Below are 22147 nucleotides of genomic sequence, written 5' to 3'. Positions count from 1 at the left end.
CAATCGCGATGAACTATCAGTCGACGCGCGGCCATGACATGCCGCAATCGTTCTCGGAAATCCTGCTCGGCGGTCTTGCGCCGGACGGCGGCCTCTACCTGCCGAAGCAGTATCCGCAAATCACCGCTGACGAACTGGAAGCGTGGCGCAAGCTGCCGTATGCCGATCTGGCTTACGAAGTGCTGTCGCGCTTCTGTGACGACATCCCGTCCGAGGATCTGCGTGCGCTGACGCGCAAGACCTATCGGGCCGAGGTGTACTGCAACGCGCGCCCGGGCGACAACACGGCGGATATCACGCCGCTGCGCACGCTGGGCGTGGAAGGCGAGAGCGGGACGAAGCTGCAACTGCTGGGCCTGTCCAACGGTCCGACACTCGCGTTCAAGGACATGGCGATGCAGTTGCTCGGCAACCTGTTCGAGTACGCACTGAAGCGTGCCGGACTGAAGCTGAACATCCTGGGTGCCACGTCGGGTGACACCGGCAGCGCCGCCGAGTACGCGATGCGCGGCAAGGAAGGTATCCGCGTGTTCATGCTGAGCCCGCACCGCAAGATGAGTGCGTTCCAGACTGCGCAGATGTTCAGCCTGCAGGACCCGAATATCTTCAATATCGCGATCGAAGGCGTGTTCGACGACGCGCAGGACATCGTCAAGGCGGTGTCGAACGATCACGCATACAAGGCCCGCCAGCGCATTGGCACCGTGAACTCGATCAACTGGGCCCGTGTGGTGGCGCAGGTGGTCTATTACTTCAAGGGCTGGCTGCTGGCGACCGATGGCCCCGGCCAGAAGGTGTCGTTCTGCGTGCCGTCGGGCAACTTCGGCAACGTCTGCGCAGGACACATCGCGCGCATGATGGGTCTGCCGATCGACAAGCTGGTGGTGGCCACGAACGAAAACGACGTGCTGGACGAGTTCTTCCGCACGGGCACCTATCGCGTGCGGACCTCGGCGCAGACGTACCACACGTCGAGCCCGAGCATGGATATCTCGAAGGCGTCGAACTTCGAGCGCTTCGTGTTCGACCTGCTGGGCCAGGATGGCGACAAGCTGGCCGCGATGTTCCGCGACGTGGATACGAAGGGTGGGTTCGATCTGGCCGGCACGCCGGAATTCGACCGCATCCGCCAGTTCGGTTTTGTCTCGGGCCGCAGCACGCACGAAGATCGCCTGGCGACCATCCGCGATGTGAAGGCGCGCTACGGCGTGACCATCGACACCCACACTGCTGATGGCGTGAAGGTGGCGCGCGAGCATCTGTCGCCGGGTGTGCCGATGGTGGTGCTGGAGACGGCGCTGCCGGCCAAGTTCGCGGACACGATTCGCGAGGCACTGGGCCACGAGCCGGAGCGGCCCGCTGCATTCGACGGTATCGAGACGCTGCCGCAGCGCTTCGAGGTCATGCCCGCCGATGCCGACAAGGTCAAGGCGTACATCGCCGCGCACACCGGCCTGTAATCTGCAGTATCAGCACGCGTAAAGCCGGCTCGGCGCCAACTCGCTACAATCGGGTTTGCCGGGCCCCGCTGCCACGGCCCCCGAGCGTTCCGCGCCGGGGGCTGTTTCGTTTGCGGGACCAACCAGACCCCCACGATTCCATGACACAACCCGCGGCACGTCCTCCGATGCTGACCATGGCCCAGGCGCTCGACGCCTTGATGGCCGGCGCCCGTCCCATCACCGATATCGAATCCATCCCTACGCTCGACGCCAATGGCCGCGTGCTGGCCGCGCCGGTCACGAGCGGGCTGCGCGTGCCGCCGGCCGATAACACGTCGATGGATGGTTACGCCATGCGCGCTGCCGACGTGCCAGCCGCAGGCACGCGCCTGCCGGTCTCGCAGCGCATTCCCGCCGGCCATGTCGGCAGCGAACTGGCAGCGGGGACCGCCGCGCGCATCTTCACGGGTGGGTTGATTCCGCCCGGCGCCGATGCCGTGGTCATGCAGGAGCAGTGTGAGGCCGATGGCGATGCCGTCATCGTCAATCACGTGCCGGCATCGGGCGAATGGATTCGCCGCGCCGGCGAGGATATTGAAGCGGGTAGCGTGATCCTGCCGACCGGCGCGCGGTTGTCGCCGCAGGCGCTCGGGCTGGCCGCTTCGGTGGGACAGGCCCGGCTTGACGTGATTCGCCGCGTGCGTGTGGCCGTGTTCTTTACCGGCGACGAACTGGCGATGCCCGGCGAGCCGCTCCGTCCCGGTGCGATCTACAACTCTAACCGCTTCACGCTGCGTGGTCTGCTGGAGAACCTGGGGTGCGAAGTGTCCGATTTCGGCATCGTGCCCGACACGCTGGCCGCCACGCGCGACACGCTGCGCCGTGCCGCCGAGGGCCACGACCTGATCATCACCTCGGGCGGTGTCTCGGTGGGCGAGGAAGACCATATCCGCCCGGCGGTCACCACCGAGGGGCGCCTGGATCTGTGGCAGATCGCCATCAAGCCGGGCAAGCCGCTGGCATTCGGACAGGTGGGCAACGGTAGCAATGGCGACGAAAGACCGACCTTCTTCATCGGCCTGCCGGGCAACCCCGTGTCGAGCTTTGTGACCTTCCTGCTGTTCGTGCGGCCGTTCCTGCTGCGCCTGCAAGGCGTGGCAGACGTGACGCCGCGCCGTCTGGCGTTGCGCGCCGACTTCGACCTGCCGAAGGGCGATCGTCGCAACGAGTTCCTGCGCGCGCGGCTCAACGATGCGGGCGGGCTGGACCTGTTCCCGAACCAGAGTTCGGGCGTGCTGACCTCGACGGTATGGGGCGACGGATTGATCGACAATCCGCCGAACCAGCCGATTGCGCGCGGCGATACCGTGCAGTTCATTCCATTTGCCAGCCTGCTGGCCTGAGTCTTTTCCGATCCGATGCAACTCGAACTTCGATACTTCGCCAGCGTGCGGGAACAGGTGGGGCAGGGCGCCGAACGTGCCGAGGTGCCTGCCGGTGTGGCAACCGTGGGAGAACTGCGGGCCTGGCTGCGCACCCGTGGCGGTGCATGGGCCGAGGCGCTGGCCGAAGGGCGGGCGCTGCGGATGGCTGTGGACCACACGGTGGCCCGCGCCGATACCCCGCTGGCCGAAGGCTGCGAGGTGGCGTTTTTCCCGCCCGTGACCGGAGGCTGACATGACGGTGCGCGTGCAGCATGAGGATTTCGATCTTGGCGTGGAAGTGGCTGCCCTGCGCGCAGGCAATCCCGGCGTAGGAGCAGTAGCGAGCTTTATCGGCACCGTGCGCGACGTGAGTGACGGCGCCCGGGTCAGCACGATGGAGCTTGAGCACTATCCGGGCATGACGGAAAAGGCGCTGGCGCAGATCGAGACCGCCGCGCGGGAGCGCTGGCCGCTTTTGGGCGTGACGATCATCCATCGGGTGGGGTTGCTGCAGCCGCTGGACCAGATCGTGCTGGTCGCCGTGGCCTCGGCCCACCGTGGAGCATCGTTCCAGGCGTGCGAATTCATCATGGATTACCTGAAATCGGAAGCGCCGTTCTGGAAGAAGGAAGAGACTCCCCATGGTGCGCGCTGGGTAGATGCCCGCGTGTCCGACGATGCGGCGCTGGCGCGGTGGGGCATTGCCTCGCTGAATGCCGATCCGGACGCCGCACAGTAATTTCCTTCCAAACCGTAACGCAAACGAAAAGAACAATATGGGTCCGCTTGGCTTTGCAGCAGTGGGCGTGGGCGCCGCCGTGGGTGCCTGGCTGCGCTGGGGGTTTTCTGTCATGTGGAATGCGGCGAACCCGGCGCTTCCGTACGGTACGCTGGCGTCGAACCTGATCGGCGGCTACCTGATCGGATTGGCGGTGGCGTTCTTCCAGAGCCATCCGGACCTGCCGCCGGAGTGGCGTCTGCTCGCTATCACCGGTTTTCTGGGTGGGCTGACCACGTTCTCCACGTTTTCGAGCGAAGTGCTGAATAACCTGGTGTCCGGTGACTATCGCTGGGCGCTGGCGCATCTTGTCCTGCATCTCGGCGGTTCGGTGCTGCTGACTGCCGTCGGCATCTGGTCGTACCGGACGTTGTTCGCCTGACGCCTTCCTAGCGCGGGCTCGCGTTCGGAGACATAGGTAACACTCCCGATCCCGCCGCCTCCCTTCGGGTGCTGTTTAGCGCCTATGATGTCCTGACGAACCGGCCTTGCTGCACTGCAAGCGCCGGTTGTACTGCTTCCCCCAGCTGCGCGCGCTAGCCGGCCCGCCGCGGCATCCCCACAATCCGGCCCCTTGCTGTTGCTGTCTCGATTCAAGGTGCCCGGCCCTCGCGTGCCGGTGCACTGTGGCGTGCTTTCCCATAAGTCCGATCCAGAACGAGGAGACAATCCCATGCAGCCCAGCCATGCCCGCGCATCCTTCCGTCGCACCGCCCTGTCTGTTGCCGTTACCGCTGCCCTGGCCGCGCTGACGCTGGCGGCCTGCGGCAGCGACGACGGTCCACCCTCGAACACTGGCACTCCACCCAGTCCGACGCAGAACCCCAACAACCGGCCGAGCTTTGTGGTTGGGACGATCGGCATTCAGACCTATGACGGCGTCAGCGATGACCTGGCCACTGGCGGATTGGGCAAGGATGGCATCGGCGGGACGGCGCCGGCCTTCGCGGACCCGAACAATCCGACGGCGGCGGAGTTGCGGCGCAATGCCATTTTCACGAACTACCGCGCCATCGTCGATGTGAACCCGGCGGGCGGCTACGGTTCGCTCTACGGCCCGAACGTGGATGCGCAGGGCAATGTGACCAGCGGGCAAGGCAAGGTGCCGGGTGTCGAATACATCGCTTACTCGGATGACGGCACGGGTCGCCAGAACGTTACGCTGATGGCGCAGATTCCGGATACGTTCGACCGCAACAATCCCTGCATCATCAGCGCTACGTCGTCAGGGTCGCGTGGCATCTATGGCGGAATTGCGGTGGGCGAGTGGGGCCTGAAGCGCGGTTGCGCCGTGGCCTACACGGACAAGGGCACGGGTGCGGCGCCGCACGACCTCGACAGCGACACGGTGCCGCTGATCAACGGTACGCGGCAGGGCCGCGCCGGCGCGGGCAAGCTGGCGCAGTTTGCTGCCCAGCCGGGCAGCCAGTCGCTGGCCGATTTCACCGCCGCCTATCCGCACCGGCAGGCGTTCAAGCACGCGCATTCGCAGCAGAATCCCGAGGCCAACTGGGGCAAGAACACGCTGCAGGCCATCGAGTTCACGCTGTTCGCGATCAATGACAAGTACGGCACGATGGGCTCGGACGGGGTGCGGCAGGCCACGTTCTCGGCCTCCAATGTGCTGGTGATCGCGTCGGCGGTTTCCAACGGCGGCGGCGCGGCGATTGCGGCGGCGGAACAGGATACGACGGGGCTGATCGACGGGGTGGCGGTGGGCGAGCCGAATGTGGAAATGCCACCCAGCCCGGCCATCGTGGTGCGACGCGGTGGCGTACAAGTACCGGCCTCGGGCAAGCATTTGTACGACTACACGACGACGGCGAACCTGTTCCAGCTTTGCGCGCGGCAGGATGTCAACCTTGTCAACGCCCCGTCGGCTGGCGCGCTGCTGCAAGCCACGAACCGTTGCCAGTCGCTGGCTGACAAGAACCTGGTCACCGGCGCGACGACCGACGACCAGTCGGCTGCCGCCCGGACGGCGCTACGTAACGCGGGTTGGGAGTCGGAATCGGATGACCTCTATGCGTCGCTGTCGGCACTCGAAGTCGCAAGTTCGATTTCGGTCACCTATGCGAACGCCTATGCACGCGCCAGCGTCACTGACCGGCTCTGCAACTACAGCTTTGCGGTGACGGGTTCCGATTTCAAGCCCCTCGCGATCCCTGCCGCAACGCTGGCGCAGTTCTTCTCCACCGGCAATGGCGTGCCGCCTAGCGGCATCGTCACGCTGATCAACGATGCCAACCCGTTGCCAACCGGCCCGATCAAGGATTTCGCGTCGACTTCGCCATCCACGTCCCGCGCGGACGCCAATCTCGACGGCGCCCTGTGCCTGCGCAATGCCCTGACGGGCAACGCTGCAGTGCAGGCCGGTATTGCCGAGACGTACCGTAACGGCAACCTGCGCGGCAAGCCGACCGTGATCGTGCATGGCCGCAACGATGCGCTGCTGCCGGTGAATCACACCTCGCGACCTTATCTCGGGTTGAACAAGTCGGTGGAGGGTAGCGCCAGCAAGCTCTCGTATATCGAGGTGACGAACGCGCAGCACTTTGACGGGTTCATCGATGTGCTGCCCGGCTATGCGGCGCGATACATCCCGCTTCACCTGTACCTGAACCGGGCGCTCGACTCGGTCTACGCCAACCTGCGCAACGGCACGGCGTTGCCGCCGTCGCAGGTGGTGCGGACCACGGCGCGGGGCGGCAGCAACTCTGCTGCAGTCGGCCCGCAGATTCTCCCCTCCAACGTCCCGCCGATGGCCGCCACCCCGGCAGCCGGTGACGTGATCACGGTCAGCGGCGCGACGGTGGATATTCCCAACTAAGCGCTAACCAAACCCCAACTGACTGGCTTTCTGTCGGCGCCACAGCACAACCTTCCGGCTTTCCGCCGGAAGGTTGTCAAAACTGCAACAGCGCCGCTTGAAATGTCAAGGCAAAGCCCTATCTTTCCGGAGTACCGTGTCCGGCAGGGCTTTCGCGCAAGAGCAGCCGTCGAGCTGTAACCTCGCATCCCCGCAACAGGACACACTTTCACTATTGAGAGAGGGCACCTGATGCGTATCGACAAACTTACTACCCGGTTCCAGGAAGCACTGGCCGAGGCGCAAAGCCTCGCGCTCGGCAACGACAACCAGTACATCGAACCTCAACACCTGCTGCGTGCACTGCTGGCGCAGGACGATGGCTCTGCGCGCACGTTGCTGTCGCGTGCCGGCGTCAATGTGGCCGGCCTGCAGACCGCGCTGGACGCGGCCATCAAGCGCCTGCCGCAGGTTCAGGGCACCAACGAGATCCAGGTTGGTCGCGACCTGAACAACCTGCTGAACGCTACCGAGAAGGAAGCGATCAAGCGTAACGACCAGTTCATCGCCAGCGAACTGTTCCTGCTGGCCGTGTCCGACGACAAGGGCGACACGGGGCGTATCGCACGCGAGAACGGCCTGTCGCGCAAGTCGCTGGAAGCGGCGATTACCGCCGTGCGCGGTGGTGACGGGGTAAATAGCGCCGATGCCGAATCGCAGCGCGAGGCACTGAAGAAATACACGATCGACCTGACCGAGCGGGCTCGTGCAGGCAAGCTCGACCCGGTGATCGGCCGCGATGATGAAATCCGTCGCGCGATCCAGATCCTGCAGCGTCGCACCAAGAACAATCCGGTGCTGATTGGCGAGCCGGGCGTGGGCAAGACCGCCATCGTCGAAGGGCTGGCGCAACGTATCGTCAACGGCGAGGTGCCGGAGACGCTCAAGAACAAGCGCGTGCTGGTGCTGGACATGGCCGGCCTGCTGGCGGGCGCCAAATATCGCGGCGAGTTCGAGGAACGGCTCAAGTCCGTGCTGAGCGACGTGGCCAAGGATGAAGGCCAGACCATCGTCTTCATCGATGAAATCCACACGATGGTGGGCGCGGGCAAGGCCGAGGGTGCGATCGATGCGGGCAACATGCTCAAGCCGGCGCTGGCGCGTGGCGAACTGCACTGCATCGGCGCCACCACGCTGAACGAGTACCGCAAGTACATCGAGAAGGATGCAGCGCTGGAGCGCCGCTTCCAGAAGGTGCTGGTCGAGGAGCCGAGCGTGGAGGCGACCATCGCCATCCTGCGCGGCCTGCAGGAAAAGTACGAGCTGCACCACAAGGTGGAGATCACCGATCCGGCCATCGTGGCGGCGGCGGAACTGTCGCACCGCTACATCACGGACCGGTTCCTGCCGGACAAGGCGATCGACCTGATCGACGAGGCGGCGGCGCGCATCAAGATGGAAATCGACTCGAAGCCCGAGGCGATGGACAAGCTCGAACGTCGCAACATCCAGCTCAAGATCGAGCGCGAGGCCGTCAAGAAGGAAACCGACGAGGCATCGCGCAAACGTCTGGAACTGATCGAGCAGGAAATCGTGCGGCTGGACAAGGAGTATGCGGACCTCGACGAGATCTGGCGTGCCGAGAAGGGCGCTGCCCAGGGTGCTGCCGCGCTGAAGGAAGAGATCGAGAAGATCAAGATGGAGATCACGCGCCTGCAGCGTGAAGGCAAGCTCGACAAGGTGGCTGAACTCCAGTACGGCAAGTTGCCCGAACTGGAAGGCAAGCTGCAGGCCGCGAACAAGGCCGAGGCCAATGCCGAGAAGCAGCCCAACAAGCTGCTGCGCACGCAGGTGGGCGCCGAGGAAATTGCCGAGGTGGTCAGCCGCGCCACGGGTATCCCTGTGGCCAAGATGATGCAGGGCGAGCGCGAGAAGCTGCTCAAGATGGAAGACCGGCTGCACAACCGTGTGGTGGGGCAGGACGAGGCCGTGCGGCTGGTGTCCGACGCCATCCGCCGCTCGCGTGCCGGACTGTCGGACGAGAACAAGCCGTATGGCTCGTTCCTGTTCCTGGGGCCGACCGGCGTGGGCAAGACCGAACTGTGCAAGGCATTGGCCGAGTTCATGTTCGATTCCGAAGAGCACCTGATCCGCATCGACATGAGCGAGTTCATGGAGAAGCACAGCGTGAGCCGCCTGATTGGTGCGCCGCCGGGATACGTGGGCTATGACGAGGGCGGCTACCTGACCGAAGCCGTGCGTCGCAAGCCGTACGCGGTGATTCTGCTCGACGAAGTCGAGAAGGCGCACCCGGACGTGTTCAACGTGCTGCTGCAGGTGCTGGACGATGGCCGACTGACCGATGGCCAAGGGCGCACCGTGGACTTCAAGAACACCGTGATCGTGATGACGTCGAATCTCGGCTCGCAGATCATCCAGTCGATGTCCGGCGAGCCGCAGGAAGCGGTGAAGGGCGCCGTCTGGCAGGAGGTGCGCACGCATTTCCGGCCCGAGTTCCTGAACCGGATCGACGAGGTGGTGGTGTTCCACGCGCTGGACCAGAAGAATATCGAGTCCATCGCCCGCATCCAGCTGCAACGCCTGCAGGCCCGCCTGGCCCGCATGGACATGACGCTGGATATCACCGAGATGGCGCTGGAGAAAATCGCCAGCGCGGGCTACGACCCGGTGTTCGGCGCACGTCCGCTGAAGCGCGCGATCCAGCAGCAGATCGAGAACCCTGTGGCCCGCGCCATCCTCGAAGGCAAGTTCGCCGCCAAGGACGTGATTCCGGTGGACTACAAGGATGGCGAGTTCACGTTCGGACGGCTGGTTCACTGAGGCCGCTGAACCGCTGATCGGCCGATCGGCCAGTAGCAAGGCAAAGCCCCCGCCCGCCATCACGGCAGGCGGGGGCTTTTTCGTGGCGGCCCGCAGATGGAGTGATCGCCATTTGCCTGTTACGAGAACGTAGCTATTTGTCGACTTTCCAGCTTTCCGTCCCGGCTTGCCGAGCAATTGATTTGCATCAATTCAGGAATCGGGGCAAATGGCTACTATTCACTCCGTCATGGAGATGCGGGGGCGCTCTTCATGACTTGTCTACCCGTTTCCGGAATGGAAACTTGGCCCGCAGCGCTTCTCCGGCGCTGCGGGTTTTTTCTTTTGGGCGTGTCGCTGACGGCTCTTCCGCCATCCTCTCGCATACCCATATTCCCGCCCGGTCTTATGCACTTTTCGTGCTTGGATCGATGAAACCATTCGTTCCGTTCAGATAGCCCGGCCGGTAGCCTGTCTTCCTGACAGAAGCCCGACCGTGCCGATTACCGACGCCGCGCCGGGCCGATATTTTTCACGACATTCGATATCTGACGGGAGCAACTGCAATGATTCGCAAACTGGCTATTGGCCTGGCCGTACTGTCCGCCCTCGGCGCTGCCCAGACCGCCTTCGCCGCCACCAATCTGCTGAACGTGTCCTATGATCCCACGCGCGAGCTGTACGTGGACGTGAACGCCGCGTTTGCCAAGGCGTACAAGGCGCAGGGCGGCGACGCGGTGCAGATTCGCCAGTCGCACGGTGGCTCGGGCAAGCAGGCGCGCTCGGTGATCGATGGGCTGGACGCCGACGTGGTCACGCTGGCGCTGGGCTACGACATCGATGCCATTGCCGAGAAGGGCCTGATCAAGCCGGACTGGCAGAAGCGCTTGCCACACAACGCCTCGCCGTACACCTCGACCATCGTGTTCCTGGTACGCAAGGGCAATCCCAAGGGCATCAAGGACTGGAACGATCTGGTGAAGCCGGGCGTGCAGGTCATCACGCCGAACCCGAAGACCTCGGGCGGCGCGCGCTGGAACTACCTGGCTGCGTGGGGCTATGCACTGCGCCAGCCGGGTGGCAATGAAACCAAGGCGAAGGAATTCGTCGGCCAGTTGCTCAAGAACGTGCCGGTGCTGGATTCGGGCGCACGTGGCGCCACCACGACGTTCGTGGAGCGTGGCCTGGGCGACGTGCTGATCGCCTGGGAAAACGAAGCCATCCTGGCCATCAAGGAACTGGGTCCGGAGAAGTTCGACATCGTGGCGCCGTCGGTCTCGATCCTGGCCGAGCCGCCGGTGGCTGTGGTCGACAAGGTCGTCGACAAGAAAGGCACGCGCAAGGCTGCGGAAGCCTACCTGCAGTTCCTGTACACCGACGAAGGCCAGGAAATCGCGGCCAAGAACTACTACCGTCCGATTTCCGAGAAGGTGGCGGCCAAGTACGCGGCCAACTTCCCGAAGGTGAAGCTGTTCACGATCGACGAAGTGTTCGGTGGCTGGGCCAAGGCCCAGAAGACCCACTTTGCCGATGGCGGTTCGTTTGACCAGGTCTACCTGCCTGGCAAGCGGTAATGCCTGATGCCGGGGCGGCTCGTTGCAGCCCGCCCCGGCGCGCCTGAAAAGGGAGCCTGCGATGTCCGCTGTCCATACTGCCTTAGCCGTCTCAGCTTGCCGCGCTGTAGCCGCTGTACACGCCTTGCCCAGCCGCATCGCCATGGGGCGATGTCCCGCCTGAACTGAATTCCAAAGCCTGACGTCTGGCATGCCGCCTGTCGACTCCGACACGCCGGCAGGGCGTCGTGCCGCCATCGCTTTCGTATTTCCAATTTCAGGAGTCCACCATGTCTGCTTCCGTTTTCCGCCCGATTTCACTACGACGACGCCTGCTGCTCGGCGCCCTCGTCATCGCCACTGGCCTGGCTTACGGCCTGACCGCCACCACGGCCAGCGCCCAGTCGCAGACCGTGAACCCAAAGCAGTTGCGGATCGGCTATCAAAAGTACGGCACGCTGACGCTGCTCAAGGCGCGTGGCACGCTGGAGAAGCGGCTGGCCGGACAGGGCATCACGGTCAAATGGACCGAATTCCCGGCGGGGCCGCAGTTGCTGGAAGGGCTCAATGTCGGCGCCATCGATTTCGGCACCGTGGGCGAAGCCCCGCCGATCTTTGCGCAGGCCGCTGGCGCGCAACTGGCCTATATCGGCAATGAGCCGCCTGCGCCGACGGCCGAGGCCATCGTCGTGCCCAAGGGTTCGACGCTGAAATCGGTGACGGACCTGAAGGGCAAGCGCGTGGCGCTGAACAAGGGTTCGAACGTGCATTACCTGCTGGTGCGCCAGCTGGAGAAGGCCGGCATTGCCTGGAGCGAGATCCAACCCGTCTACCTGCCGCCTGCCGATGCGCGCGCGGCGTTCGAGCGCGGTGCCGTGGATGCCTGGGTGATCTGGGACCCGTTCCTGGCCGCAGCCGAAAAGCAGTTGGGTGCCCGCGTGCTCGCCGATGGCCGCACTGCCGATGGCAAGAACGTGGTCAGCAATCACCAGTTCTATCTGGCCTCGCGCCCCTATGCGAACGCCCGGCCTGACGTGGTGTCAGTGATCCTCGACGAACTGTTCCAGCTTGGCCAATGGGCCGAGAAAAATCCGAAGGACGCCGCGCAGGTGCTGGTCAAGGAAACCGGTCTCGACGCTGGTGTGCTCGATCTGGCCGTCTCGCGCTTCTCGTATGGCGCCAAGCCGGTCACGCCCGAGGTGCTGGCCGAGCAGCAGCGCATTGCCGACGCCTTCGTGGCGCTCAAGCTGATTCCCAAGCCGATCAAGGTGGCTGATGCTGCCTGGACTGCCCCCGCAACGGCCCAGGCCCAGCGCTGATTCCATACCGATAAAGAGGCCCGACATGCAAGTTTTCTGGTTCATCCCCACCCATGGCGACAGCCGCTACCTTGGCACATCCGAAGGCGCGCGCGAGGTAGGTTTCGACTATCTGAAGCAGATCGCCGTGGCCGCCGACACGCTGGGCTACGAAGGTGTGCTGATTCCTACTGGCCGCTCATGCGAAGACCCGTGGGTGGCCGCCTCGGCGCTGGCTGCCGTGACGCAGAAGCTCAAGTTCCTGGTGGCCGTGCGGCCGGGTTTGATGACGCCAACGCTGGCCGCCCGCATGGCTGCCACGTTCGACCGCATCTCCGGGGGCCGGCTGCTGGTGAACCTGGTGACGGGTGGCGATGTGGCCGAACTGGAAGGCGATGGCCTGTTCCTCGATCATGCCGAGCGCTACGAGGCATCGTCCGAATTCATCCGCGTCTGGCGCGACGTACTGGCCGCGAGCCATGACAACGGCGAGGTAAGTTTCGAAGGCAAGCACATCACGGTGAAGGGTGCGCGCGTGCTGTACCCGCCGTTGCAGCGTCCGCATCCGCCGGTGTATTTCGGCGGATCGTCGGCCGCCGCACACGATCTGGCGGCCGAACAGGTGGAGAAGTACCTGACCTGGGGCGAGCCGCCCGCCGAAGTGGCAAAGAAGGTGGCCGATGTGCGCGCCCGTGCGGAAAAGCATGGCCGCAAGGTGAGCTTCGGTATCCGCCTGCACGTGATCGTGCGCGAGACCGAGGACGAAGCCTGGGCCGCTGCCGACAACCTGATCAGCCGCCTGGACGATGCCACCGTCGCCCGCGCGCAGGCCGTGTTCGCCAAGATGGATTCCGAAGGGCAGCGCCGCATGGCCGCGCTGCATGCTGGCGGCGCCAACCGCTCGCGCGAGGCGCTGGAGATCAGCCCCAACCTGTGGGCTGGCGTGGGGCTGGTGCGCGGCGGTGCGGGTACGGCGTTGGTCGGCGACCCCAAGACTGTTGCGGCGCGGATCGAGGAATACGCAGAACTCGGTATCGATACCTTCATCTTCTCGGGCTATCCGCATCTGGAGGAAGCGTACCGGTTCGCCGAACTCGTGTTCCCGCTGCTGTCGCGCCGCGTGCGCGACAAGCTGCCGGGGCAGGTGCTGTCCGGGCCGTTTGGCGAAGTGATGGCGACGGGCATCGTGCCGCGCGCGTCGCAGAGCTAGGGAGCCATCGCCATGACTTCTTCGAATGCAAGATCGAACGCCACTTCGCGACGCAGCGTGCGCGCTATTGGGCAGGCCATCGCGCCGTGGATCGTGCCGGTGATGCTGATCGTAGGGTGGCAGGCGGCCTCGCAACTGGGCTGGCTATCGAACCGCGTACTGCCTGCGCCGCTGGCCGTGGTGGAAGCCGCGTGGGGGCTGGCTTTGTCTGGCGAGCTGTGGCGCCATGTCTGGGTCAGCACGTGGCGGGCGCTGGTTGGGCTGGCGGTGGGCGGCGGGCTTGGCCTGCTGCTGGGGCTGCTGACCGGCACATTCCGCCCGGTGGCCACGCTGCTCGACAGCACGCTGCAGATGGTGCGCAACATTCCCACGCTGGCGCTGATTCCGCTGGTGATCCTGTGGTTCGGCATCGACGAGACGGCCAAGCTGTTCCTGGTGGCGCTGGGCGTGTTCTTCCCGGTGTACCTGAATACGTATCACGGCATCCGCGCGGTGGATCCGGCGCTGGTCGAGATGGCGCGCAGCTATGGGTTGTCTGGCTGGCGCCTGTATCGCGAGGTGATCCTGCCCGGCGCGCTGCCCAACATCCTGGTGGGCGTGCGGTTCTCGCTGGGGTTGATGTGGGTGATCCTGATCGTGGCCGAGACGATTTCGGCGCAGTCAGGCATTGGCTACATGACGATGAACGCGCGCGAGTTCCTGCAGACCGATGTGGTGCTGGTGGGCATCCTGCTCTACGCGCTGCTGGGCAAGCTGGCCGATGTGCTGTCGCGCTCGCTGGAACGGTTCTGGCTGCGGTGGCATCCGGGCTACCAGGCTCACTGATTACTAGGAGAACCCCATGCAAACGCTCTATCCGATGGAAGCCGCTGCGGTGGCCTGGATTGACGCAGGGCTGGCGGCCCGTGAGGCGGCTCGCGACGAACAGCGCACGGCGCGCGAGGCGCAGCGCCATGAAGGGAACGCAGGCGCTGAAGGTGGCATTGCGCTGCACGTGCGGCAGGTGGTCAAGCGTTATGACGGCCGCGAGGTGCTGCACGGCATCGACCTCGATGTCACGCCGGGCGAGTTCGTGGCCATCGTCGGCCGGAGCGGCTGCGGCAAGAGCACGCTGCTGCGGCTGGTGGGCGGACTGGAAACGGCCGATGACGGCACCATCGCGCTCGATGGGGTCGACGGTAAGGCCGGACGCGCTGACAAGTCGGTGCGTGACGGCATCCGCGTGATGTTCCAGGACGCGCGGCTCCTGCCGTGGAAACGCGTGCTCGACAACGTGGCGCTGGGCCTGCCGCGCGAACGGCGCGACGATGCCGCCGCCGTGCTCGAACAGGTGGGTCTGGCGGATCGCGCGGGAGAATGGCCGGCGCGGCTCTCCGGCGGTCAGCGTCAGCGCGTGGCGCTCGCTCGGGCGCTGGTCCACCATCCGCGCCTGCTGCTACTCGATGAGCCACTCGGTGCACTCGACGCGCTGACGCGCATCGACATGCAGGCATTGATCGAATCGCTGTGGCGCCGGCTCGGCTTTACGGCGCTGCTGGTTACACACGATGTGTCCGAGGCCGTGGCGCTGGCGGACCGCGTGGTCCTGATCGAGGATGGCCGCATTGCACTGGATCAGCGCGTGCCGCTGGACCGACCCCGCCAGCGGGGATCGGCGGCGTTCGCGCAACTTGAGGATGCCGTGCTGCGCCGCGTGATGCGCCAGCCGTCGACGCCCAATCAAACGCCCCTGAATCTTCACACGTCGGTGGTCGCGGAACTCCTATGATGGTCAATCAGGCGATTCGCGCATCGACATGGACTTGACCCATGACCCTTGCTTCCGCTGCTTCTGTTCTAGCGCCACTCGAACGATATCTCGAAACCCTGCCACGCGAGCCGGTGCCTGGCCGCGAGCTTTGGCGCGACGCGCGCGGCCAGGTGCAGGGCCAGTACTTCAACTGCTCGCTGACGAGCGCCTTCGAGCCGCTGGCCACGCTGGCCGACCGTCAGGTGGTGGCGCACGAAGGCACCATCCGCACCTATGCCGGCGACGGCGTGGGGCTGGCCGCGTGGAAGCTGTTCGCGATGGCTGCGGACGATGCCTCGCTGGTGTCGCTCGACCGCCTCTCGCGGCTGGTGCATGCGATGAACTACTTTGCGGCGCACGGTGAACACCGGCTCGTGCTCAACGTTCACAACCGGCTGCTGGCGGCCGTGGCCGATGACCACGGCGCCGCGTTCCGGCGCGCGCTGGAATCTCTCGGGCTGCCCGTCGATCGCTTTGTGATCCAGGTGCCGGCGAGCGCCAACGACGATCTGCCGCTGCTGCTGCACGTGGTGGGCAACTATCGCCGCAACGGGTTTGCCGTGAGCCTGCAGGCATCGGACCCGGCAGAAGCCGGCGCGCTGATGGCGCATGCGTTGCCTGACTGGCTCAAGCTCGACATGCGCCGCACGTGGACCGATCGCCAGCTCGCGGGCCTGCGTGCCAGTGCCGATGGGGCAGGCGTGACGCTGATCGGTCGGCGGCTCAACGACGACGAGATCGTGGAGCGGCTCCAGAACGCGGGCATCGCGCTGGGGCAGGGCGAGGCCGTAGCCGGCGGCCCGGTGCAGGCACGACATCTGCATGTGCACGAAGCAGGCAGTTCCAGGACGTAAGACGCCAGGAGGAGGAAAGCATGGGAGCTTCAGCAGGAGCAGGGGAAAGAGCGGAAGAAGGCGGACGGCCACGCGCCAAGCGTGACGCGCGAGGAGAGACGAAAGCGGGCAGTGCGGTCACGCGGATCGAAGTGCCACGCGGCTTGCAGATTCTGACCGTGCCGGGGCTGCATGGCAGCGGGCCAGCGCATTGGCAGAGCCGATGGGAAGCGGCGTATCCCGATTGGCAACGCATCGAACAGCATGACTGGGGCCGGCCAAGCCTGCCGCTCTGGTCCGAGCGAGTCTCCGAAGGTGTGTCGCGTGCGCTGCGCGTGGCCTCGCGCGGCGCAGTTCTCGTGGCGCACAGTTTTGGATGTCTCGCCACCTTGCGTCAGGCGTCGCTCGATCCAGTCGGCATCGCCGGGGCTTTGCTGGTCGCGCCTGCCGATCCGGACAAATTCGGCGTCGGCGCCTTGCTCCCGACCTGGAAGCTGCCGTTTCCGACCATTCTCGTCGCCAGCACCAACGATCCGTGGATGTCCCAGCGCACCGCGTTTAGCTGGGGCACGCTCTGGGGCAGCGAGCTGATCGACGCCGGGGCGCTGGGTCATATCAATGCCGATTCAGGACTGGCGGACTGGACAAACGGCCAGGGCTTGCTCGCCACTTTGTTGCAGCGAATCGACTCCGATGGACGAATTTTGGCGTTAGGTGACGGCTCAGATACCTGGGAAGCCTCCGTGGAAGTCACCCCGACATCGCCTTATATTTAAAACATCTAAGAAAATTCGGAAAGATTCGTTCTGTTTATAAGGACCCATCTGCAAAATTTGTCTCGTACACCGGCGCCTTATGCGCCGGTTTCATATAGACGAGACACATGCCCCCATCGATATCCCTGTCGGATGCGCCGCCGCCCTCGGTGCAAGACGCGCCCAGGCGGTTGGCTCCGGCCTCCCAGCGGTTCACGGTGCTGCCCGGCTTTGGGTTGTCGCTGGGTTTCACGATCTTCTACCTGACGTTGATCGTCCTGATTCCGCTGTCGGCCACGTTCCTCAAGACGTTCACGATGACGTGGGACCAGTTCTGGACAACGGTGTCGAACCCGCGCGTCGTGGCCTCCCTGGAACTGAGCTTCGGCGCCTCGCTGGTGGCGGCCATCATCAACACGGCCTTTGGCCTGATAGTGGCCTGGGTGCTGGTGCGCTACCGCTTCTTCGGCAAGCGCTTTATCGATGCATTGGTTGACCTGCCGTTTGCCTTGCCTACGGCCGTGGCCGGTATCGCCCTGACCGCGCTGTTCGCCGGTAACGGCTGGCTGGGCCGATACCTCGAACCGCTCGGCATCAAGGTGGCCTTCACCCCGTTGGGCATCGTGGTGGCGCTGACGTTCATCGGCCTGCCGTTTGTGGTGCGCACCGTGCAGCCCGTGCTGGAAGACGTGGAGCGCGAACTGGAGGAGGCGGCAGCCAGCCTGGGCGCCACGCGTCTGCAGACCTTCTACCGCGTGATCCTGCCAGCCATCCTGCCCGCGCTGCTCACCGGGTTTGCGCTGTCGTTCGCCCGCGCCACGGGCGAGTACGGCTCGGTGGTCTTCATCTCGGGAAACATGCCGATGGTGTCCGAGATCGCGCCGCTGATGATTTATTCCAAGCTCGAACAGTATGACTATGCGGGTGCTACCGCCGTGGCCGTGGTGATGCTCGTGATCTCGTTCGTGCTGCTGCTGTTGATCAACCTGCTGCAGGCGTGGACGCGCCGCCACCAGTCTGGTGCGCGTGCGTCGGCACTGCCCGATGGCAACCCGGAGGTGAACTGACATGGCCGGCGCAATTTCCCGTCTTGGCGCAAGCAGCCCGGCTGACCTGCGCGAAGCCACTGCCGAGTCGCCCTGGGTGAAGTACACCTTGATCACGATTGCGGTGCTGTTCCTCGGCCTGTTCCTGTTCATCCCGCTGGCCTCGGTGTTCTACGAAGCGCTGCGCAAGGGCGTGGACACCTATCTGGCCGCACTGGTGGAGCCGGACGCGGTCTCCGCCATCCAGCTCACGCTGCTGGTGGCGGCCATCTCGGTGCCGCTGAACATCGTGTTCGGCGTGGCGGCGGCCTGGGCCATCGCCAAGTTTGAATTCCGTGGCAAGAACCTGCTGATCACGCTGATCGACCTGCCGTTCTCGGTGTCGCCCGTGATCTCGGGTCTGATCTACGTGCTGATGTTTGGCGCGCAGGGCTGGTTCGGCCCGTGGCTGGAAGCCCACGACATCAAGATCCTGTACGCGGTGCCCGGCATCGTGCTGGCCACGATCTTCGTCACGTTCCCGTTCGTGGCGCGCGAACTGATTCCGCTGATGCAGTCGCAGGGCAGCGAAGAAGAAGAAGCCGCCATCGTGCTGGGCGCGTCGGGCTGGCAGACCTTCTGGCACGTGACGCTGCCCAATATCCGCTGGGGCCTGCTGTACGGCGTGATCCTGTGTAACGCGCGGGCGATGGGCGAGTTTGGCGCGGTGTCGGTGGTCTCGGGCCATATCCGCGGCCTGACCAACACGATGCCGCTGCACGTGGAAATTCTCTACAACGAATACAACTTCGCGGCCGCGTTCGCCGTGGCGTCCCTGCTGACGCTGCTGGCACTGGTCACACTGGGTATCAAGACGCTGGTCGAAATCCGCGCCGGCAAGGAACAGGAGGCACCATGAGCATTCAGGTCCGCAACGTACAGAAGCAGTTTGGCGACTTCGTGGCGCTCAACGATGTCTCGCTCGATTTCGCCGAAGGTGAACTGACCGCGCTGCTGGGGCCGTCCGGATGCGGCAAGACCACGCTGCTGCGCATCATCGCCGGCCTGGAACGTGCCGACTCCGGACAGGTGGTGCTGTCCGGGCAGGATGCCTCCACCCAGCACGTGCGTCAGCGCAACGTGGGCTTTGTGTTCCAGCACTACGCGCTGTTCAAGCACATGACCGTGTTCGAGAACGTGGCGTTCGGCCTGCGCGTGAAACCGCGCGCCGAGCGTCCGTCGGAAGCGAAGATTCAGGAGAAGGTGAAGTCGCTGCTGCAACTGGTGCAACTGGACTGGCTCGGCGACCGCTACCCGGCGCAGTTGTCAGGTGGCCAGCGTCAGCGGATTGCACTGGCCCGCGCGCTGGCCGTGGAGCCGCGCGTGCTGCTGCTCGACGAACCGTTCGGCGCGCTTGACGCCAAGGTGCGCAAGGAACTGCGCCGCTGGCTGCGCCGCCTGCATGACGAACTGCACGTGACCAGCGTGTTCGTCACGCACGACCAGGAAGAGGCGCTGGAAGTGGCGGATCAGGTCGTGTTGATGAACAAGGGCAGCGTCGAACAGTTCGGCACGCCCGAAGCGGTGTACAACCATCCGGCCACGCCGTTCGTGTTCGGCTTCCTCGGCAACGTGAACCTGTTCCATGGCCGGCTGGAAGTGGGCGATAGCGGCGGCCTGCTGCACACCGGTGACTCCGTGCTGCCCGTGATCGGCAGCGGCCACGAGACGGCTGGCGATGCGGTGGCCTATGTGCGGCCGCATGACCTGGATCTCGAACGCTATGCGCCGGGTACTGACGGCATCGCCGTCACGCTGCGCCGCGCGCTGACGCTGGGCCCGGTGGCCCAGCTCGAACTGGAGCGCGAGGACAATCAGGATGTGATCGAGGTGGCGCTGCCGCTCGAACGCTTCCGTCATCAGGGCTTCCGCGAAGGGGAACTACTGGCGGTGCGTCCGCGCCAGTTGCGGGTCTTCAACCGTGGGCAGGCAGTACAGGAACAAGGAACGGCGAAATGAACTTCCAGCAACTGCGATCGATCCGCGAGGCGGTGCGCCGCCAGTTCAACCTGACCGAAGTCGCCAACGCGCTGTACACGTCGCAGCCGGGTGTGTCGCGCCAGATCCGCGAGCTTGAGGAAGAACTCGGTGTGGAAATCTTCGAGCGCTATGGCAAGCGTCTGACCGGCCTGACCGAACCCGGCCGCGAGATCGTGCGCATCGTCGAGCGGCTGCTGCTGGAGGCGGAGAACCTGCGGCAGGCCGGCGACGAGTTCGCTGGCCGACATACCGGCCGGCTGACCGTGGCCACCACCCACACGCAGGCACGCTACGCTTTGCCCAAGGTGGTGCAGAGTTTTCGCCGCGAGTATCCGCATGTGACGCTGGCGCTGCAGGAGGCATCGCCTGCGCATATCGTGGAGTTGCTGCTGACGGGGCAGGCCGATATCGGCATCGCCACCGAGGCCGTGGCAAACGAGGCAGGGCTGACATCGTTCGAGGCGTATTCGTGGCAGCACGTGATCGTGGTGTCGCCGGAGCATCCGCTGACGCGCCTGCCCGAACCCACGCTCGAAGACCTCAGCAATTTCCCGATCATCACGTACGATGCCGGCTTCACGGGCCGCCGCAAGATCGATGGCGCCTTTGCCGAAGCCGGACTGCAGCCCGAGATCGTACTGACCGCCATGGATGCCGATGTGATCAAGACTTACGCCGAGCTGGACCTGGGCGTGGGCATCATCGCGTCGATGGCCTATGACCAACGCAAGGACGCCGGTCTGGTCAAGATCGAAGCCGGCCATCTGTTCTCGCCCAACACCACCAGTGTTGCGGTGCGGCGTGGCGCCTATCTGCGCGGCTACGCGCATGCGTTCATCAACATGTTTGCGCCGCATCTGTCGCGCGACACGGTGTCCACGGCGCTGGCCGAGGCATCGAACCGGGCGGTCGTGGAGGCGTGATCTGTCCGGCAGTCAGGCAAGCGGCGTTGAAACGACCGTTTGTCTGACGAGTCTGCCGGGGGCCATAAGCAGACCCTTCGGTCGCGGGCCGGACCCTCTGGCGCCCGTTGCCGCCCCTTCGTCGCACGACTCTTTCCTCGCGTCACGCTCCGGCGTACAGTCCACTCGACGCGGCCCTCTGGTTTAGCCCGATGCACGGGGCCGCCTGTGCTGCAGTGCATCACAGAATGACACGCGGCTGGCTGGAACCAAGGGAGGGAGAGACCCCATGCGCATGTCGTGCGCGGTGCCGTCACGGCTCAATATCCTGGCGCGAGACCTGCTGTTCGTGCTCTGCATGAACACGGTGATCGCGGTCAGCCTGAATTACGGGTTCCAGACCGGCGGCTCGCTGGTGCAGAACTTTGTCTATAGCCAGTTGATCGGGCTGGCCATCTGGGTACTCATCGATATTCCGCGCGTGCTGATCTGGTGGAACGACCGGCCGCGCCGCTGGCCGTTCATGTGCCTGGCCGTGGTGGCCGTGCCGCTGGGCGTGGTGGCCGGAAGCTGGGCCACGCGCGTGGTGCTGAACCTGCCGGTGAAAGACGCCGCCGCCACGGGCGACATGCTGCGCATGTGCCTGATCGTCGGCATGCTGGCATCGGCGAGCATGATCTATTTCTACTGGTCGCGCGAGAAGCTGGCCTACCTCGAACGGCAGGCCGCGCTCGACGCCCTGCAGCGCGAGGAAGCCGAGAAACAGCTCGTGCGCGCCCAGTTGATGGCGCTGCAGGCGCAGATCGAACCCCACTTCCTGTTCAACTCGCTGGCCAACCTCGACGGTCTGATCGCCACCGACCCGCGCGCGGCTCGCCAGTTGCTGCAACGGCTGATCGGGTTCCTGCGCATGTCGCTGTCACACACCCGTGCCGAGCATTGCACGCTGGCGCAGGAGTTCGAACTGCTGCGCAGCTATCTCGATATCCAGGGCATGCGCTTCGGTGCGCGGCTCGACTATCGTATCGACCTGCCGCCGGCATTGGCCGATGCCGAGATTCCGCCGATGCTGATTCAGCCGCTGGTGGAGAACGCGGTGACGCATGGGATCGAGCCCTGCATGCGTGGGGGCAACATCGTGCTGTCCGCCCGTGAAGCCGGGGAGGGCAACCTGGAGGTGGTGATTTCGGACACTGGTGTGGGCTTTACGCATAGCCAGGGCAGCAAGGGTGGTTCTGGCCTTGGCCTGACTCATGTGCGCGAACGCTTGGCGCGGATCTTTGGTGCCGCGGCGACCATGCAGATGGAAGAGAACACGCCGCGCGGCGTGGTGGTGCGGCTGACGCTGCCGCTCACACGCAGCGCAGAGCCGACCATTGCCCCGATGCGCGCCACGCATGCGGGTCGTGCTGCCGCACCCACCGGTGCGACGCCGGCCACGCCCTGATCGTCCCCTTCGATTTCGCCCC

Annotated in this window: 19 protein-coding genes; all 19 read left to right on the top strand. The window is 64.9% G+C overall.

Annotated features, from left to right (window positions below; genetic code table 11):
* The first annotated feature begins 8 nt into the window (after positions 1–8).
* Positions 9–1460, top strand: coding sequence for a threonine synthase (gene thrC, locus GA566_RS08860; RefSeq protein ID WP_160472534.1), 1452 nt, complete (start codon positions 9–11; stop codon positions 1458–1460).
* 140 nt (positions 1461–1600) lie between these two features.
* Positions 1601–2845 (top strand): gephyrin-like molybdotransferase Glp, encoded by a 1245-nt coding sequence (gene glp, locus GA566_RS08855; protein ID WP_160472533.1) that lies wholly within the window; start codon positions 1601–1603, stop codon positions 2843–2845.
* 15 nt (positions 2846–2860) lie between these two features.
* Positions 2861–3118, top strand: coding sequence for a molybdopterin converting factor subunit 1 (moaD, locus tag GA566_RS08850; protein ID WP_137923988.1), 258 nt, complete (start codon positions 2861–2863; stop codon positions 3116–3118).
* Between the two features lies 1 nt (position 3119).
* Positions 3120–3605, top strand: a complete 486-nt coding sequence (gene moaE, locus GA566_RS08845) for a molybdopterin synthase catalytic subunit MoaE (RefSeq protein WP_137923989.1) — start codon at positions 3120–3122, stop codon at positions 3603–3605.
* Positions 3606–3642: 37 nt separating this feature from the next.
* Positions 3643–4026 (top strand): fluoride efflux transporter CrcB, encoded by a 384-nt coding sequence (crcB, locus tag GA566_RS08840; protein WP_137923990.1) that lies wholly within the window; start codon positions 3643–3645, stop codon positions 4024–4026.
* A gap of 291 nt (positions 4027–4317) precedes the next feature.
* Positions 4318–6474 carry a 3-hydroxybutyrate oligomer hydrolase family protein gene (locus tag GA566_RS08835; protein ID WP_160472532.1) on the top strand — a complete coding sequence of 719 codons (2157 nt, stop codon included), beginning with the start codon at positions 4318–4320 and terminating at the stop codon, positions 6472–6474.
* A gap of 231 nt (positions 6475–6705) precedes the next feature.
* A complete protein-coding gene (gene clpB, locus GA566_RS08830) occupies positions 6706–9294 on the top strand; it encodes an ATP-dependent chaperone ClpB (protein WP_137923992.1) in 2589 nt (862 codons plus the stop codon).
* Positions 9295–9839: 545 nt separating this feature from the next.
* Entirely contained in the window at positions 9840–10847 is a 1008-nt protein-coding gene (locus GA566_RS08825) for a sulfate ABC transporter substrate-binding protein (RefSeq protein ID WP_137923993.1), read from the top strand.
* 269 nt (positions 10848–11116) lie between these two features.
* Positions 11117–12145: a sulfonate ABC transporter substrate-binding protein gene (locus tag GA566_RS08820; RefSeq protein WP_160472531.1), complete on the top strand. Its 1029-nt coding sequence runs from the start codon at positions 11117–11119 to the stop codon at positions 12143–12145.
* Positions 12146–12170: 25 nt separating this feature from the next.
* On the top strand, positions 12171–13334 hold the full coding sequence (ssuD, locus tag GA566_RS08815) for an FMNH2-dependent alkanesulfonate monooxygenase (RefSeq protein WP_160472530.1): 1164 nt from the start codon (positions 12171–12173) through the stop codon (positions 13332–13334).
* 12 nt (positions 13335–13346) lie between these two features.
* Positions 13347–14159 carry an aliphatic sulfonate ABC transporter permease SsuC gene (ssuC, locus tag GA566_RS08810; RefSeq protein ID WP_160472529.1) on the top strand — a complete coding sequence of 271 codons (813 nt, stop codon included), beginning with the start codon at positions 13347–13349 and terminating at the stop codon, positions 14157–14159.
* Between the two features lie 16 nt (positions 14160–14175).
* Positions 14176–15102, top strand: coding sequence for an ATP-binding cassette domain-containing protein (locus GA566_RS08805; RefSeq protein ID WP_160472528.1), 927 nt, complete (start codon positions 14176–14178; stop codon positions 15100–15102).
* A 41-nt stretch (positions 15103–15143) separates the two neighbouring features.
* Positions 15144–15977, top strand: coding sequence for an EAL domain-containing protein (locus tag GA566_RS08800; protein WP_160472527.1), 834 nt, complete (start codon positions 15144–15146; stop codon positions 15975–15977).
* 20 nt (positions 15978–15997) lie between these two features.
* Positions 15998–16732: an alpha/beta hydrolase gene (locus GA566_RS08795; protein WP_160472526.1), complete on the top strand. Its 735-nt coding sequence runs from the start codon at positions 15998–16000 to the stop codon at positions 16730–16732.
* A gap of 107 nt (positions 16733–16839) precedes the next feature.
* On the top strand, positions 16840–17778 hold the full coding sequence (cysT, locus tag GA566_RS08790) for a sulfate ABC transporter permease subunit CysT (RefSeq protein ID WP_137923999.1): 939 nt from the start codon (positions 16840–16842) through the stop codon (positions 17776–17778).
* Between the two features lies 1 nt (position 17779).
* Positions 17780–18655, top strand: coding sequence for a sulfate ABC transporter permease subunit CysW (gene cysW, locus GA566_RS08785; RefSeq protein ID WP_137924000.1), 876 nt, complete (start codon positions 17780–17782; stop codon positions 18653–18655).
* Complete coding sequence (locus GA566_RS08780; RefSeq protein ID WP_160472525.1) at positions 18652–19755, top strand: sulfate/molybdate ABC transporter ATP-binding protein; 1104 nt, start codon at positions 18652–18654, stop codon at positions 19753–19755. Before cysW ends, GA566_RS08780 begins: the two co-directional genes overlap by 4 nt.
* On the top strand, positions 19752–20699 hold the full coding sequence (locus tag GA566_RS08775; protein ID WP_137924002.1) for a CysB family HTH-type transcriptional regulator: 948 nt from the start codon (positions 19752–19754) through the stop codon (positions 20697–20699). The genes GA566_RS08780 and GA566_RS08775 overlap by 4 nt, the downstream gene beginning before the upstream one ends.
* Before the next feature lie 268 nt (positions 20700–20967).
* Positions 20968–22125 carry a sensor histidine kinase gene (locus tag GA566_RS08770; RefSeq protein ID WP_137924003.1) on the top strand — a complete coding sequence of 386 codons (1158 nt, stop codon included), beginning with the start codon at positions 20968–20970 and terminating at the stop codon, positions 22123–22125.
* Positions 22126–22147: the final 22 nt, after the last annotated feature.

Source organism: Cupriavidus sp. SW-Y-13 (assembly GCF_009793345.1).
Classification (GTDB): domain Bacteria; phylum Pseudomonadota; class Gammaproteobacteria; order Burkholderiales; family Burkholderiaceae; genus Cupriavidus.
Note: the sequence above shows the minus strand (reverse complement) of the source record. Positions and strands in the feature narration are given on the sequence as shown.